The organism is Sessilibacter sp. MAH1 (assembly GCF_054658315.1).
Genome location: NZ_BAAGIC010000008.1, coordinates 97050 through 112984, shown reverse-complemented (window position 1 = coordinate 112984; position 15935 = coordinate 97050). Strand labels below are relative to the sequence as shown.

The 15935-nt window shown below is 43.8% G+C and carries 10 protein-coding genes; 5 read left to right on the top strand and 5 right to left on the bottom strand.

Annotated elements, in window-relative coordinates:
• Position 1: 1 nt before the first annotated feature.
• Both ACYQ28_RS10000 and ACYQ28_RS09995 read left to right on the top strand, forming a co-directional pair.
• Positions 2 to 2431, top strand: coding sequence for a LamG domain-containing protein (locus tag ACYQ28_RS10000; RefSeq protein ID WP_460049781.1), 2430 nt, complete (start codon positions 2 to 4; stop codon positions 2429 to 2431).
• A 72-nt stretch (positions 2432 to 2503) separates the two neighbouring features.
• Positions 2504 to 4105: a hypothetical protein gene (locus ACYQ28_RS09995; protein ID WP_460049779.1), complete on the top strand. Its 1602-nt coding sequence runs from the start codon at positions 2504 to 2506 to the stop codon at positions 4103 to 4105.
• 92 nt (positions 4106 to 4197) lie between these two features.
• On the opposite strand, the gene ACYQ28_RS09990 is transcribed toward ACYQ28_RS09995, so the two are convergent.
• Positions 4198 to 5289, bottom strand: coding sequence for a polysaccharide deacetylase family protein (locus tag ACYQ28_RS09990; protein WP_460049777.1), 1092 nt, complete (start codon positions 5287 to 5289; stop codon positions 4198 to 4200).
• Between the two features lie 442 nt (positions 5290 to 5731).
• Here ACYQ28_RS09990 and ACYQ28_RS09985 point away from each other — a divergent pair, with 442 nt between their 5' ends.
• Positions 5732 to 7543 carry a hypothetical protein gene (locus ACYQ28_RS09985; protein ID WP_460049775.1) on the top strand — a complete coding sequence of 604 codons (1812 nt, stop codon included), beginning with the start codon at positions 5732 to 5734 and terminating at the stop codon, positions 7541 to 7543.
• Between the two features lie 67 nt (positions 7544 to 7610).
• Here ACYQ28_RS09985 and ACYQ28_RS09980 read toward each other — a convergent pair whose 3' ends face one another.
• Positions 7611 to 9920 (bottom strand): Tex family protein, encoded by a 2310-nt coding sequence (locus tag ACYQ28_RS09980; protein ID WP_460049773.1) that lies wholly within the window; start codon positions 9918 to 9920, stop codon positions 7611 to 7613.
• Between the two features lie 715 nt (positions 9921 to 10635).
• On the opposite strand from ACYQ28_RS09980, the gene ACYQ28_RS09975 reads away from it, so the two are divergent.
• Positions 10636 to 11604, top strand: coding sequence for a hypothetical protein (locus tag ACYQ28_RS09975; RefSeq protein WP_460049771.1), 969 nt, complete (start codon positions 10636 to 10638; stop codon positions 11602 to 11604).
• A gap of 516 nt (positions 11605 to 12120) precedes the next feature.
• Here ACYQ28_RS09975 and ACYQ28_RS09970 read toward each other — a convergent pair.
• Positions 12121 to 12558, bottom strand: coding sequence for a hypothetical protein (locus ACYQ28_RS09970; protein ID WP_460049769.1), 438 nt, complete (start codon positions 12556 to 12558; stop codon positions 12121 to 12123).
• A 198-nt stretch (positions 12559 to 12756) separates the two neighbouring features.
• Here ACYQ28_RS09970 and ACYQ28_RS09965 point away from each other — a divergent pair, with 198 nt between their 5' ends.
• Entirely contained in the window at positions 12757 to 13581 is an 825-nt protein-coding gene (locus tag ACYQ28_RS09965) for an NAD-dependent protein deacetylase (RefSeq protein ID WP_460049767.1), read from the top strand.
• A gap of 56 nt (positions 13582 to 13637) precedes the next feature.
• On the opposite strand, the gene ACYQ28_RS09960 is transcribed toward ACYQ28_RS09965, so the two are convergent.
• Both ACYQ28_RS09960 and ACYQ28_RS09955 read right to left on the bottom strand, forming a co-directional pair.
• Entirely contained in the window at positions 13638 to 14126 is a 489-nt protein-coding gene (locus ACYQ28_RS09960; RefSeq protein ID WP_460049765.1) for a GNAT family N-acetyltransferase, read from the bottom strand.
• Between the two features lie 204 nt (positions 14127 to 14330).
• The gene (locus ACYQ28_RS09955; protein WP_460049763.1) at positions 14331 to 15893 is read right to left on the bottom strand and encodes a phosphoenolpyruvate carboxykinase; all 1563 of its coding nucleotides are present in this window, start codon (positions 15891 to 15893) and stop codon (positions 14331 to 14333) included.
• Positions 15894 to 15935: the final 42 nt, after the last annotated feature.

The window sequence follows — 15935 nt, the reverse complement described above, 5'->3', positions numbered from 1 at the left end:
CATGAAGACACTATTCGCATATTTTTCAATTATCTCCCTTTCCTTAGCTCTCGTTGCCTGCGGTGGTAGTAGTGGTTCTGGTGCGGATGTCATAGTAAACCAAGACACCAGTAACGATATTCCACCGATGGTGGTTTATAACGGCCCTGACCCTGCTAATGACGACGTTCAGAACTTCCGGTTAAATGTGTGGGAAAATTTAGCTCGTCCAGATCGCTGTGGCGCCTGTCATGATACCGGTGAAACACCGCCAACCTTTGTTCGAACCGACGATATCAACCTGGCTTATGCTGAAGTAAATGCCTTGGTTGATTTGGAAAACCCCGCTCAATCGCGCCTAGTTACTAAGGTTGCAGAACCGCATAACTGTTGGTTGGCGGTAAATTCCGTATGTTTAACTTTAATTGAAGGCTTTATTCATGATTGGGCCGAAGCGTCTGGCACTTCTTCAAACTCTATTGAACTGACCGCTCCGGTTTTACGTGACGTTGGTGGTGCACAGGTCTTCCCGCAAGATTCTAGCGAATTTTCGGCGACGGTTTATCCGCTTTTGAGTGCATTCTGTTCAGATTGTCACTCGGAAGATTCATCCACACCACAGCAACCATTTTTTGGCAGTAGTGATGTAGATGTTGCCTACGCAGCCGCTCAGCCGCGTATCGATTTGGCAACACCAACCAACTCTCGTTTGGTGATTCGCCTCAATGAATCTCACAACTGCTGGAGTGATTGTCCAGACAACGCCATCACCATGGCAGAAGCAATTGCAGCCTTATCTGGCACCATTCCTGTGACCGAAGTAGATCCAGCTTTGGTTATCAGTCGCGCTGTGAATTTGACCAGCGACGGCATTATTGCCAGCAGCGGCGGTCGAGTTGAAACCAATCTAATCGCTCTTTGGGATTTCTCAGAAGGTGAAGGACGAACCGCTTTCGATACCAGTGGTGTAGAACCGTCCGTTAACCTAAATCTTACTGGTGATGTTGAATGGGTAGGTGGTTTTGGTATTGATATCGGTGACGGTGGCCGTGCCCAAGCGCCGACATCGCAAAGCCGTAAGCTCTATGATCTTATCACTGCAACGGGTGAATATACTGTTGAGGCTTGGGTCGTTCCGGCCAATGTCAGCCAAGACGGCCCAGCTCGAATTGTCAGTTACTCGGGTTCTGCGAATACGAGAAACCTATTGCTGGGGCAGACTGAATTTGCCTACGATTTTCTTGCTCGCAGCAGTACTTCTGACGCCAACGGTGAGCCCGCTTTGAGCACCGACAACGGCGACGAAATTTTACAAGCTACCTTGCAACATGTGGTTGCTACCTTTGATCCTGTCGATGGTCGACGTTTATATGTGAATGGTGTTCTCGTCGCAGAAGAAGGTGCTGCCGGTGGCAACCTCAATGCTTGGAACAGCAGCTTTGCGTTGGTTTTGGGGTCCGAAGTTGATGGAACAGACCCTTGGCAGGGTGTGATTCGACTGTTAGCTATTCACAACCGGGCTATGTCTCAAGAAGACATCATTAACAACTTTGAAGTCGGTGTTGGTGAGCGCTTCTTCTTACTCTTCAACGTTGAAGAGCACACTAATGTTTCTGAATCTTATATAGCGTTTGAGGTTCAGCAGCTAGACAGCTTCTCGTATCTATTTACTGAGCCGTTTTTCATCAGCCTTGATCCTAATGCAACCATTGGTCAGGTTCATATTGAAGGTATGTACCTTGGTGTGAATGGGCAAGAGGCTGAGGTAGGCCAAGCATTTGCAAACTTGGATGTTGATATTACGACCGCCAGTTACGATCCGGTGAACGGCCAGGTGCTTTCACGATTGGGTGCTTTGGTACCTTTGGATTTTGGTCCTGACGATGATCTGTTCTTCTTGAGTTTCGATCAAATTGGCAATAGCTCTTTCAATCGTCCGATTCCGACACCACCAACAGCCGCTCCGGCGCTGGATTTGGAGCCCGTGTCTGATATTGGTATTAAAACCTTTGCAGAGATTAACGCGACGCTGTCATCTGTTACGGGTGTTCCAATTACTCAAGCAAATGTTGCCGAGTCTTACAATACGTTGCAGCAGCAGTTGCCAACCGTTGAGAATATTTCTGGTTTCTTAACATCACATCAAACTGGTATTGCTCAACTTGCTGTCGCCTATTGTAACCAAATGGTGACTACACAAGGCTTAACCGGTCGCGATGCGCTGATTGATACGCTCTTAGATCGTTTACTGGCCAACCGTCTATCCGTCAATTCAGGTCAGGCACTTAACACGCAGCCAGACCCCGAAACTCCGGTTGGTGGCGCAACTCGTTCGGTTCGCAGCGAGTTAGAACAACTTTATGATCGTATTTTGACATCGACTAATGCTAACGCTGCCGCTACTGCGACCTGTGCCGCCGCTGCTGGTAGTGCATTGATGTTGGTTCAGTAATAAACGTTGACAAAAAATTAGTGTTGCTGGTGTGACCGGCAACAAACCCATATTAAAACCTGGATTGGTTGTATGAGCAGACGAAAAAACTTTCGTAATCTTGATGAGCCGTTGTTGTTTAATGACCACAAACCACTGACCCGACGCTCGTTCATCGCACAGGGTTTGGCCGCAGGTGTTTCAAGCATCGTTGGTGGCAGTGTTTTAGGGTTGTTTGCAAACCCCCGTAAAGCTCATGCGACTTTGTCCGATGATATTTTCCAAGTGCTCAATAACACTTGTGGAGGTATAGCCACGGCTGACCGAATTCCGTTCATCTGTTTCGATTTGGCCGGTGGCGCTAACATTGCGGGTTCTAATGTGCTTGTGGGGCAGCGTGGTGGTCAGTTGGATTTTTTATCGACACAAGGGTATGTCAAACAAGGCTTACCCGCCGATATGGTTCCGCAGGCAGCCAATGTTCAGGCTGGTGCCTCTGATTTTATCAACACCGATTTAGGGTTGGCGTTTCACTCCGACAGCGGTTTTTTGCGTGGTATTTTAGAAAAAGTCTCAGCCGACACCATGGGTCGTACCAACGGTGCGGTTATTGTTGCTCGATCGGAGAATGACACCAGTAACAACCCTCATAACCCAATGTACGGCATCAACATCGCCGGCGGTGAGGGTGAGTTAGTCACCTTAGTGGGTTCGCGCTCCAGTATTTCTGGCGGCAACTCAGAAGCGCCGATCAGTATGATCAATCCAGAGGTTCGCCCTACTAAGGTCGATCGTGCCAGCGATGTTACTGGTTTGGTTGATACGGGTGATCTTGTTGGTCTTTTAAGCCAACAAGATACGGTAGCGGTAATGGAATCTATTTATCGCATTAGTGATCAGAAATTAAACTCTGTTGATACTCGAATTACCGCAGACGATGTAGTTAAAGATTTAGTTCGATGTGGCTACATTGGCGCGGCTGATCTTGCTGATCGTTTTGGTAATCCCAACGACCTTAATCCATTGGCCGATCCTGATCTTGTCGGGCCAGCCGGTGTTTTCTCTTTCGCCGAGTACAACGGTGATCGCGAATTTGAGAAAACGGCCTCCATTGCAAAATTAGTTGTAAATGGTTTTTCTGCGGCAGGTACCGTCACCATGGGCGGCTATGATTACCATACTGGTGATCGTGCAACCGGTGAGTTACGCGACCTTCGCGCTGGTAGGGCTATGGGTGCTTGTATTGAATATGCCGCTAAACTTGGTCGTCCGTTAATGCTTTATGTTTTCACTGACGGTTCTGTCTTCAGTAACGGTAATCGAGATGAATCGGTAGAAGGCCGAGGTAAAGGCGTTTGGACGGGTGACAACCAACAAACATCATCGGCGTTTTTCTTGGTTTACAACCCAGGTTCCCGAGCAGTACTGATGGGATCAACGCCTAGTCAGCAAGCCATGCATCAACAAATTGGCTTTATGCGCGCCAGTGGTGATGTAGAAACGGCGGCGACCCCGGCATCGAATAACGTGAATTTGTTGGTTGAGACCGTGGTTCTTAATTACCTTGCACTGCATAACCTTCAAGGAAATTTTGCTAATCTGTTTCCTAATCATGGTTTAGGTAATGTTACCAGTCGAGATGCGTTAACAGCCTTTGAGCCTATCTTTAACGGAAGTTTATCTAATCCGCTTTAGCTTCAAATACAATTACGTGAAAAAGGCCACTTAATGTGGCCTTTTTCATTTCAATATTATGTTTTTAGTTTTCTGATTTTTACATATTAATTTCAATATTCTAAATACCAACTGCCATTCTCGTTCTTTCGATAAAATGGAAAAGACACCCAATAATATCGACCGGTTATATCGCTTGGCGCTGTGCAGTTATATCGACTTCTCCCGATAGGTAATGGCGAATTTGCTTGTACCACCAATGATTGATCTGATTGCTTGGTGACATTGATTTTGCCCTGCCCACTGGCGTAGCAGCTTAGTTGAATGGAATGACTTGATTTTAGTTTTACGATGGGAGTAGAGCTGGTGTGCGGCAGTAACGGATCTAACAAATGTGCGCCGGTTTCACCGTAGATACTGATGCTTTCCAAGGGTAGTGGCAGGCTATTCACCTTATCAGCAAAGGTATCTATTTGTCCGTAGTCTCCTCCAAAGGCAAATCTAGGCAGTGCCTGCCAATCACTATCGGATCCTACTGCTCCGGAATGCTGAGAGAATCCTATCAAGCCCTTTTCTTTGAGAATTTTCTTAAGTGCTGAATTGAACTCTCCGTAAGGGTACGCGAAAAACGGTGCTGTTTTATCGAAGTTTTTTTCGATAAATTCCTGGGCTTCGGTTATTTCTTTTGTGACTCTTTTTTGCCATTGCTGCTGGTTCTCCCCATCGAGAGTTCTTATCAAATGTGGATGAGTCATTGTGTGATTGGCGATAATTGCGCCTTGATTCTGAAGATCTCTGAGCTGGCTCAGAGATAAATATCCGTTTTTTCCTAATAAAGAGGGATTAATGAATACAACAAAAGGAATATTGTGGGTGTTCAATATCTGCGCAGCATTCGATAGCACCGACTCGTAACCGTCATCAAAAGTAACCAGTATCTGTTTTGTTTGGGTGTGATCTAGATCGTGTTGCTTATTGAGAGAAGCAAACTGAGCAGCGTTTAAAAATTCGAAATTATCTTTAATCAATAATTCTATTTGTTCAGAAAATAGTTTAGGCGTAATGCTGGTAATTTTCGGCGTCTGCTCAGAAACGTGGTGATATTGAATCACAACCGCGGCAAAACTTTTCGTACTGCTGAGCGCAGCAAGTAATGTAAGTGTATTAAATAACGCAAGAGCCCGGTTTTTAAAGAAAGTTTTCATCGTAAAGTGTGCTATTTCAATAGCTTAGTAAAAGGTGAGATAAATATGGGGCGTTTAAATCGCTGATAAGTTCACTTTTGTAATGAGAATCACTGCCTAGATTGGCCTAAAAAGATTCGCAATCATGATGTGATAGGCTGGGCTTGAATCTTGGAATGTTAATAAGTACTCATTTATGTGACTTGATACACACATGTATAAATTGTTCTTTTGTACTCTGCATCGCAATAGTGCTCAATTTACTAAAATAAATCTAAGTATTTTTGAATCTATATTAAAATTTATACCTACCGAAGTGTTTTAACTACTTTGTATTCAAGGTTCTATCGTATACTGTTCAAGTAAAATTTTAACAAACAAAGCCAGTGACTAAACCACATTTTCAACGCAAAGTTGAAGGGACTTGCTGGACTGAAGAATTGGACTCTCAGGAGAATAGTTAATGAATTTGCAAGCTACTCGCACTGGCAATAACAAGACCTCGGCAATATTAGCTAAGTTCTTGGTTGTTGCTTTCACATCATTTGTATTGGTCGCCTGCGGCGGCGGTAGCGGCGGTTCTAGTGACAACGCTATCGGTGAAGCTCCTTCTTCTGGTGGTGGCGGATCGGCAACAGGCGAAGATGACAGTGGAACAGTAACTGTTGATCCGGTTGTTAGAATTGGTAACGGTACTGGTGCTAATTTCCAGCTGGGTGTTATTGGTGCAGACGACACTAGCTTGCAGGCCGGTGGCAGCACTACGCTGCGTATTAACTTTGTAGACAGTGATGCGGACCCAGTTACAGCCGTGCAGACGGTAAGTTTTAGTTCGCAATGTTTTGCAATGAATTTGTCTACTTTCAGTCTTCCAACGTTGGAAACTAACAGCAGCGGTTTTGGTACCACTAACTACACAGCGAATGGTTGTAGTGGCGAAGACGTTGTTACCGCGACTGCGGTACTAGCTTCAGGTGACGTTGTCGTTGCCCAGGTCACTTTAACGATTGAAACTGATCAGGTTCTATCGATATCGTTTGAAAGCGCAACGAATGAATTCCTAAGTCTTGCCGGTATCGGTGGTACCCAGACATCTCTTCTAACCTTCCGTTTGGTGGGTGCTCAGGGCGCTAGTATTGTTGGTGAGTCGGTGACTTTTACTACAGATGCTCAAAATAGAAGCGGTGGAGCCAGAATTGCTTCTGGAACAGAAACAGATATCTCGAATGCTGAAGGGATCGTCAGCACAGTACTACAATCTGGCACAGCGGCTGGTAACGTCCGAGTAATTGTTACGCACAATGCAACTCAAATATCAGCGCAGTCTGACAGTATTGTGGTTTCTTCAGGATTACCCGTACAGCGTTCTTTCTCTCTTTCGCAAACCTCAGTTAATCCCTCTCGCGCTGGCTCTGCCGATGGTATAGAAATCGACGTTAGTATTCGTGCAACCGATCAATTCGGGAACGATATTGCTACTGGAACTCAAGTAAACTTCTTCGCTGAATGCGGACGTATAGAGCCATCGTGTGAAATTGGTGATGATAGTAGTTGTACAGTCACTTGGGAGAGTAACAATGCTAGCCAAGATGATGCTGGACAGCGCTGTTCTATTTTAGCTTTTACAGAAGGAACGGAAACCTTTGCGGATGTAAATGCTAACTTCGTGTATGAAGATGTTGATGTTTTTGATTTGGACGAAGATGACTTACCTGAGCCGTTCCTTGATGCGAATGAATCAGGCTCATGGGAGTTTGGTGAAATCTTCGTAGATCGTGTCTCTGGTCAAGCTAATGTTTATGACCAACCAAATGGCTTTTGGGATGGTGTATGTTTGATTGACATTATTCCAAGCGCGAATTGTGATGGAGACGATACAGCAACTATCTTTGCTCACGGCTTAGTTGTTGGCAGTGGTGATGGCGTTGGATTAACTGTAGAGGTTTATTCTGATGCTGGCCTTACCAATTTAGTAGCATCTTCTAATCATAACGGAATTTTGGAATTAGGAGGTGTGACTTCTGGCTTCTTAAGAATTTTGTTAGAGGACTTTGACATTGAAGGTAATCCTCCGGGTATAGGTACCGATGTTGATATTATGTCTTCAGGTGGTCTCAGTTTTGTCGCGGCCTCAGTAACTATTGATAACAGATCTACACCTTTTCCTGTAACAGTCCCTTTCACGGCTTCAGGTGTTGATGGTGCTATTAATCTAGTTGCTGATAATCCTGATTTAGATGGTGACTTCAGATTTGGAATTGCTGTTTCGCCCTAATTAGCTCAGATATTCACGTCTATGTGGTGCCCTAAATTATTTTGGGGCACCACAGTCTTAAAAATACTTACTTCTTCTTCATCGCCTGCGCAAGCAGTGCTCCCATACTTCCCACCCCATTACTCTTAACTTCGGCTTTTTCGAATTTTTGTCGATTAGCTTTCTGTTTGGGTTTCGATTGCCCTTGAGCGGTGATTTTCTCGCCCGGTTCGTCGCTAAGTCGCATGGATAATCCGATTCGTTTGCGAGGCACATCAACTTCCATAACCTTCACTTTCACGATATCGCCTGCTTTAACAACTTCTCTTGGGTCTTTCACAAAGGTATTTGAGAGTGCTGAAATATGCACTAGACCATCTTGATGCACACCAATATCAACAAACGCGCCGAAGGCTGTTACGTTTGTAATTGCTCCCTCCAAGATCATTCCTGGTTCCAGGTCTGAAATCTTCTCCACACCATCCTGGAATTGGGCAGTTTTAAATTCAGGGCGAGGATCTCGACCGGGTTTGTCCAATTCCGCAATAATGTCTTTTACGGTTAATAAGCCAGTCTTTTCGCTGACAAAAGCTTCTGCTTTTATGGAGCGCAAGAACTGGCTGTCGCCAATTAAAGATGTAACGCTTTTTTTGTTCTGTTCGGCAATTGATTCGACAACGCTGTAAGATTCTGGGTGAACTGCGGATCTGTCTAAAGGGTTTTCACCATCAACAATTCTTAAGAAACCCGCCGCTTGTTCGAAGGTTTTGTCACCAAAACGAGGCACTTTTTTAAGATCGGCACGAGTATTAAAGCGGCCGTTGGTATCTCTGAAGGAAACAATATTATTTGCGATGCTTTGGGTGAGACCAGAAACTCTCGCCAGTAATGGTGCCGAAGCAGTATTTACCTCCACACCGACCGCGTTTACACAGTCTTCAACCACGGCATCGAGGGATTTAGCCAATTGTGGCTGAGACACATCATGCTGGTATTGACCAACACCGATGGATTTTGGATCAATTTTAACCAGCTCCGCCAAAGGATCTTGTAGGCGTCTGGCGATTGAAATAGCCCCTCGAATGGTTACATCCAATTCAGGAAACTCTTTAGCCGCAAATTCGCTGGCAGAATAGACCGATGCTCCGGCTTCGTTGACGATGACTTTTTGTGCTTTGATGTCTGGATGCGCTTTCAACATGTCGGCCACGAATTTCTCCGTTTCTCGACTTGCCGTACCGTTTCCAATCGCGATCAGTTCAATATGATGTTTTTTGCACAGCGCTACCAGGGTTGCCTCTGCTTCGACTATTCGATTTTGAGGCGGCGTCGGAAAAATCGCTCCGTGATCAACAACCTTTCCTGTCGCATCGATTACCGCAACCTTCACCCCAGTGCGAAGTCCTGGATCTAATCCTATGGTCGGTTTGGCACCCGCTGGTGCTGCTAACAGCAAGTCTTTCAAGTTATGAGCGAAAACCTCAATAGCCTGTTGTTCTGATCGTTCACGCATTTGGCCAATAAGATCGGTTTCTATGTGGGTGAGAAGCTTTATTTTCCAGGTCCATCGTACGACTTCTCTTAACCAAGCATCTGCCGCTCGGGATTCATCCCTAATATTGAAGTGTTCAGCAATAATGGATTCACAAGGATGGCCGGCAGGGGGTTCAAAACCTTCAATGGTGAGTGCGAGCGTTAGAATGCCATCGTTTCTTCCGCGTAGCATAGCTAAGGCTCTATGCGATGGAACTGACTTTAATGGTTCATCGTGTTCGAAATAATCGAGAAATTTTGCGCCTTCAGATTCTTTACCGGCGATAACTCGTGCCGTCAATTTCGCATTTTCTAGCAGATAACGTCTAACTTTTTCGATTAAATCAGCGTTTTCAGCAAATCTCTCCATTAAAATATATTTTGCACCATCTAGGGCATCTTTTGGCGTCGAAATATTGTTTTCTGGATTCAAAAAAGCTTCGGCTGTCGTCTCTGGATTCAATTTTGGATCTAAAAACAATTTATCTGCCAAAGGTTCGAGACCTGCTTCAATGGCAATTTGGCCCTTGGTTCTTCTTTTTGGTTTAAAAGGCAGATAAAGATCTTCAAGCCGGTTCTTGGTTTCAGCAGAAATAATTTGATTTCTTAACTCACTGGTCAGCTTTCCTTGTTCCTCGATGCTTTTCAAAACAGTGGCGCGCCGATCCTCAAGTTCCCTTAAATAGTGCAAGCGTTCCTCTAGAGTGCGCAATTGGTTATCGTCGAGTGCTCCGGTCACTTCTTTACGGTAACGAGCAATGAAAGGAACGGTTGAACCTTCATCCAATAAAGTGACTGTTGCTTTAACTTGTTCGTTTTTTACACCAAGTTCACTGGCGATTTGTTCGTAAATGTTGTTTTCCATTAAGACTATTTTGCTCTTTTGACTTGAGTTGTTATTTCAACTGTGAATTTATGAAAGAATTTATGTGGTTTTTAATGCCTGCTGACATATTGTTTCCATATAGGTGCAGTATTATCTCGGAAAAAGTGGTGAGAAAAAATGTAATTGGTGGCACTAAATCGTTATAAATGTTTTATGAACTTTGAATGTAAATTATGGCAGCTGACCGACTAATCCAGCTTTTGGTAATAATGTTCATACCGGAATTGGGGTTTTCACATATATACGGTTTTGAACGTTCAATATTTTCGTCACTTGTGCATAAATAATTTCGTGACCTAGATCCCGGAAATTAACGAAATTTAACTATAGTGTTAATTTATTGTGTGTATAGTCACACTTAATCTAGTGTCTTTGAAACAAATTCTTAACAAAGTATTTTTACTCAAATATGAAGAGATTTTGTTAAGTTTTTTGATCAACTTAGGGCGTAGGAACTATCCTCCCAGCAGTCGTCTTGAGTCATAAAAATAAAAAAACCAATAAATATTCATCGTTGGTATTTCTTTAGCATGGTTTTTGTAAGGTAAGTTAAATTCTTAGAAACACCGTCTAAAAAAGCATTATTTATTTTATTTTAAGCTGCAAATATTAGCAGCTGCAGGAACATTTTTTTCTAATTTTTATTTTTTTAATTTTTTAACTTTAAATTTGTCTCGAAACGGAGTTTCCTAATATGAGATTTTTACTTTCATTACTCGCGCTGGTGACGGCTCAAGGTGCAAGTGCCCACGTACGTTGGTTTGTTAATTCACCCGATCAAGTATCTGCTTATACTTGGGTATTTCAGGATTTTCTTCTTGTCGGTATCGCAATTGGTGCGTGTGTGGTTGCTGGATTTTTATCTAAAATTCAACTGCCATTTGTTCGCAACGGTGCGTTCTTCAAACCATGGCCTCACGAATTACAATTCCGTTTACTCGCGGTTGTATTAGGTTGCTGGTTATTGTCGACTTTTTACCACGGCGAATTTATTGCTCCTAACCTAGCGCCAAGCGGCAACATTGAATTTTTGGTAGGTTTCCAAGCATTAGTTGGTGTTCTCTTATTAATCGGCCACCGAATTGCTAGTTACACACTAAGTATTTTCTTCTTGATTTTCTTGCTAATTATCAGCAATCCATTTGTTGCTTGGATTGATTACGTACCAGAGCTTTTAGGTTTTGGTATTGCGTTGGCTTGTGCTTCTAACCCTGATCGCGCCGTTAAATATCTTCGTGTGTGTTTAGGTGTGCAATTAGTTGTGTTGGCTGTTCACAACAAACTGATTAATCCAAACATGGGTTTACAATTCCTAGAAATGCACCCTTGGAACTTCTTCCCATTAATTGGTTTAGACATGTTTAGCAATGCCAACTTTATTATCGGTATTGGTATGGCTGAGACTGCTTTGGGCGTGTTGTTAATTTTTGGTTTAGCGACTCGTTTGATTGCTGCTCTTGTAGTGTGCGTATTTGGTCTAACCGGCTCTTTGCTAGGTATCGCCGAACTTGTTGGTCACATTCCAATTGTTGCTAGCTTCTTGGTTGTTGTGTCTCTTGGTACTGGTGAAACCAACTTTAAAGAACTATCTCCAGCTAATTTGATGGCTTCTCTAGACGGTTTAGGTTCAAAAGTTACTGGTTTAATGTCAGCTAACAAATAATTAGTGTGACAGTTTATACAGTTAGATAAAGGGACTTTTTCAATGCCACATGGATGTGGCATTCCCTGCCCACAGTTTCCTTCATTAAGTTCTCCTCAATAAAGTTTCTCCCCTGTTCGATTTGTTATTTTCTCAAACTTCAGTTCTTTTTAATGAATATTTTTTCTCTGATAAATATCAATTTTTTTATTTTTAGGTTTTTTCTATATTAGTAATAACCCAGTGAAAAGTTAGTTTTCGTGTTGAAAACATTTTTGTCTTTTTATGTAGTTAATTGTCAGAATTGATTGTTTATTCGTTAGTTTGACGGTGCGTTCTTGAGCGAGTGAGAATTTAGTACGACGGATAAAAAGATCTCTGAGAAGGTTTATATAATTTAGGAAATTCGAAATTCACTAACGGTTGTTGGCGTTGAATTTATTTTTGAAGGCGTTAGTAATGAGGCTACTCAGTAAGTAAGTTTTTACGTTTGATTAAAATTTGATTGAGAGTTTGTTCTCCATCGTTAACATTTATTTACTCAAGAAAATTCATAAACCAAGTCCATAAACCTAAAGAGAAATTTTTAAATATATTTATTCCCATAGCAGATTTTAGTAAATATAAAACAATAAGACCCGCAAGCGACAATAGAATAATTCCTAGTAATAAACTGATAATAAGGGTTCTAGCCGCGACGCGTTTTTCCCGAGCCGACATCTCACGGCGGTTTTTACCCATCAGCAAAACAATGTAGAAGCTCCACGGAACTAACGGGATTTTGAGTGTTGGTCTTAGATCGAGGAAATGGTTACTGTTTCTCTGTTTGATTAACCCTTGGGATAGATGTTCGAGTTGAGCCGCGTCAAACGTGGAGCGAACGTTTTCCGGCATGTCCGCAAGTAACCTCTTTAGCTCCTGGCACTTGTCGTGTAAACGCTTTTGTGAGTTGCAATCTTTTGGATTATTGATCATTTAAAATATTCGTAAACCCGTTAATGCGTTATGCGAATTCTTTACGTATAAGGTGTCATACCTGCGATAGAAATATGGAGCAGAGCAGACCAAGTAGCTTTGTGTAGATTCTTGGCCGTGCTGTTCTGGTCTTTTTCAGTGCACGTAAATAAATTACCAACGTCAAAGTTGCGATTAAGTCTAGGAGTATTGGTAGATTTGAAGGCTTACCCTCAGTTACAAGAGCTTATCGACCGACATCGAAAATTATTTATTCTTACCGGTGCGGGATGCAGCACGGCCTCGGGAATTCCGGCCTATCGTGATAAACAAGGCCAATGGCAAGTTAATACACCCATTCAGCACCATGACTTTATGCAGCAACATCTTGTTCGCCAGCGGTATTGGTACAGAAGCTTGCTTGGCTGGAAGTTTGTTGGCACGGCTGAGCCCAACGCGATTCATGTAGCTCTGGCAAATTGGGAGCACAAAGGCAGAGTTGGTTTGCTGGTTACGCAAAATGTCGATTGTTTGCATCGTCGAGCGGGGTCACAGGCTTTGGTTGAGCTGCACGGTAGGCTTGATCGAGTGGTTTGCTTGGGTTGTGGTGAATATTTCCAGCGCTCGGTTATTCAAGAAGAATTGCACCAAATGAATCCACAAATTCTCGCCAAACTCGAAGTTATCCACAGGTCTATTCGTCCTGATGGTGATGTTGAGCTGGGAGATGTGGACTATTCGAGAATGGAAATTCCCTGTTGTCGCTACTGTTCAGGTGTCTTGATGCCGGATGTGGTGTTTTTTGGTGGATCGGTGCCAAAACAGAGAGTTCAGCAATGTTACGATGCTATCGACAACAGCGACGCCGTTTTAGCGCTTGGAAGTTCTCTGATGGTTTATTCGGGTTTTAGATTTTGCAAACGAGCCAAGGAGCTAGGGAAACCGCTTATTATTGTTAACCAGGGTGTGACTCGCGCGGACGACATTGCAGATTTAAAAGTAGAAGCTGATTGTATTGAGGCAATCCCCTCAATACATATTTAACTGAGCTACACACAAATTTGTTTTTGTAGTTGTGTAGTTGTGTATTTGGGTATTGTTTAGTTGTTAACCGTTTTAGCAGAGACGGCTTCGTAGGCGATGAAACCCATTTTTTGCCAAAATCGGCGCGCATCATCGGTGTGCCGCCACGCTACCTGGAAACTTTTCGCACCTGAGTTTATTAGGTCTGCTTCTATTGATTGAACCAGTTGGGTAGCTACACCCTTACGGCGATACTCTGGTTCTACCCACAGATTATGAATCAAGCCCACTGGTGTATTAATCGCTTCGGGCTTCTCATACACATATCCACAAACGCAGCCGACAATGAGCTCGTTGACTGCGGCGACCAACGTTAAGGTTGCCTTGTTGGATTCAATTTGCTCCGCTAGCGCTTCATGGAATTCTTGGCGATAGTCCATATTTGCGATGAACGGTGTCTCCGGCAGTGATACATCGAGCTTATGCCACAAGCTTTTGAGAACCTCTGAGTCATCTAAGGTCGCTTTGCGTAGGGTGCAGGTGAATTTAATCTTTGGGTGTTGCATGGTAAAACTTACTCAATAATCTCTGAATTGGAAAAACAATAAGTGTAGCCTAACGATTTTTATGAGTTTTCTGTAGTGACTATTCAACTAGGTTTATTTCGGCCGAATTTATGGGTTTATAGCATAAAAAAACTGGCGTCATACCATAAAAAAACCCCGCTTTTAGCGGGGTTTTCGATAGGTTACAGTAGCGGAGATGTTTTCTTAGCCCTGTGGACCTGCGGCTTCAACGTCTTTGCTAACATCAAATTTGGTAATGTTTTGCGCGAACAATTTAGCCAGTTTACCAGCAGACTCGTCGTAAGCAGCCTTATCAGACCAAGCGTCACGAGGATTCAAGAATTTAGCATCTACACCAGGTACTGATGTTGGAATATCCAAATTCATGGCTTCAAGGTGAGTGGTTTCTACGCCTTCTAAAGCGCCCGCTTGAATTGCAGCAACAACGGCACGGGTGACAGGAATTGGGAAGCGTGCGCCTTTACCACCAGGACCGCCAGCACCGCCAGTCCAGCCGGTGTTAACCAGATAAACATTAGCGCCAAAGTCTTGGATGCGTTTCATCAACAATTCTGCGTATTCACGAGCTGGGCGAGGCATAAATGGCGCGCCGAAGCAGGTAGAGAAGGTTGGGTGAATACCCGCTTCTGCGCCCAGTTCGGTAGAACCAACGCGAGCGGTGTAACCAGACAAAAAGTGGTACGCAGCAGCTTCTTTGCTCAAAATAGCAACAGGGGGCAATACGCCAGATACGTCACAGGTTAAGAAGATAACGTTTTTGGGTTCACCAGCACGGTTTTCTTCAACACGCAGTTCAACGTGCTCTAATGGGTAAGAGCAGCGTCCGTTTTCGGTAAGACTGGTGTCTGAGTAATCGGGTATACGAGTATCTGGGGTGTGAACAACGTTCTCAACAATCGCGCCGAAGCGAATTGCGTCCCAAATAACGGGTTCATTTTTTTGGCTGAGATCGATGGTTTTCGCGTAGCAGCCGCCTTCCATATTAAAGACAGTGCCTTTCGCCCAACCGTGCTCGTCATCGCCAATAAGGTAACGTTCTGGATCGGCAGAAAGAGTGGTTTTACCTGTACCGGATAGTCCGAAGAACAGGCAAGTGTCACCATCTTTGCCAACGTTGGCAGAGCAGTGCATCGGTAGAACGTCTTTTTCTGGGAGCAAAAAGTTTTGCACCGAGAACATAGACTTTTTCATTTCTCCGGCATAACGCATGCCCGCGATCAATACTTTGCGTTGGGCGAAGTTGATGCAGACGATACCTTCTGAGTTGGTGCCATCGCGCTCAGGCTCACACTCGAAATTAGCAGCGTGAAGAATACGCCACTCTTCTTTACCTTTTGGGTTGTAGCTCTCTGTGCGGATGAACATGTTATGCGCAAACAGATTGTGCCAAGCTGTTTCAGTAGTCACTTTTACAGGGATGTAATAGTCGGTGTCTTGACCAACATGAAGATGAGATACGTAGTTGTCTTTACCAACCATGTATTCTTCTACACGATCCCAAAGTGCATCGAATTTATCGGCAGGGAAGGGTCGGTTAACATTTCCCCAATCGATAGCTTCGGAAGTAGACGGCTCATCAACGATAAAACGGTCGGCTGGAGAACGTCCAGTACGAGAGCCGGTCTCTGAAACAAAAGCACCTGTGGAAGACAAATAGCCCTCGTTACGACGTAGTGCTTGTTCAATTAACAATGCTGCACCTAAATCCGCGTATACGGTGGCTGTGGCCTCTTCTGTCTGTGTCATTAGTTTTTGTCCTATGAACGAAGTGGCCACTCGGTGAATATG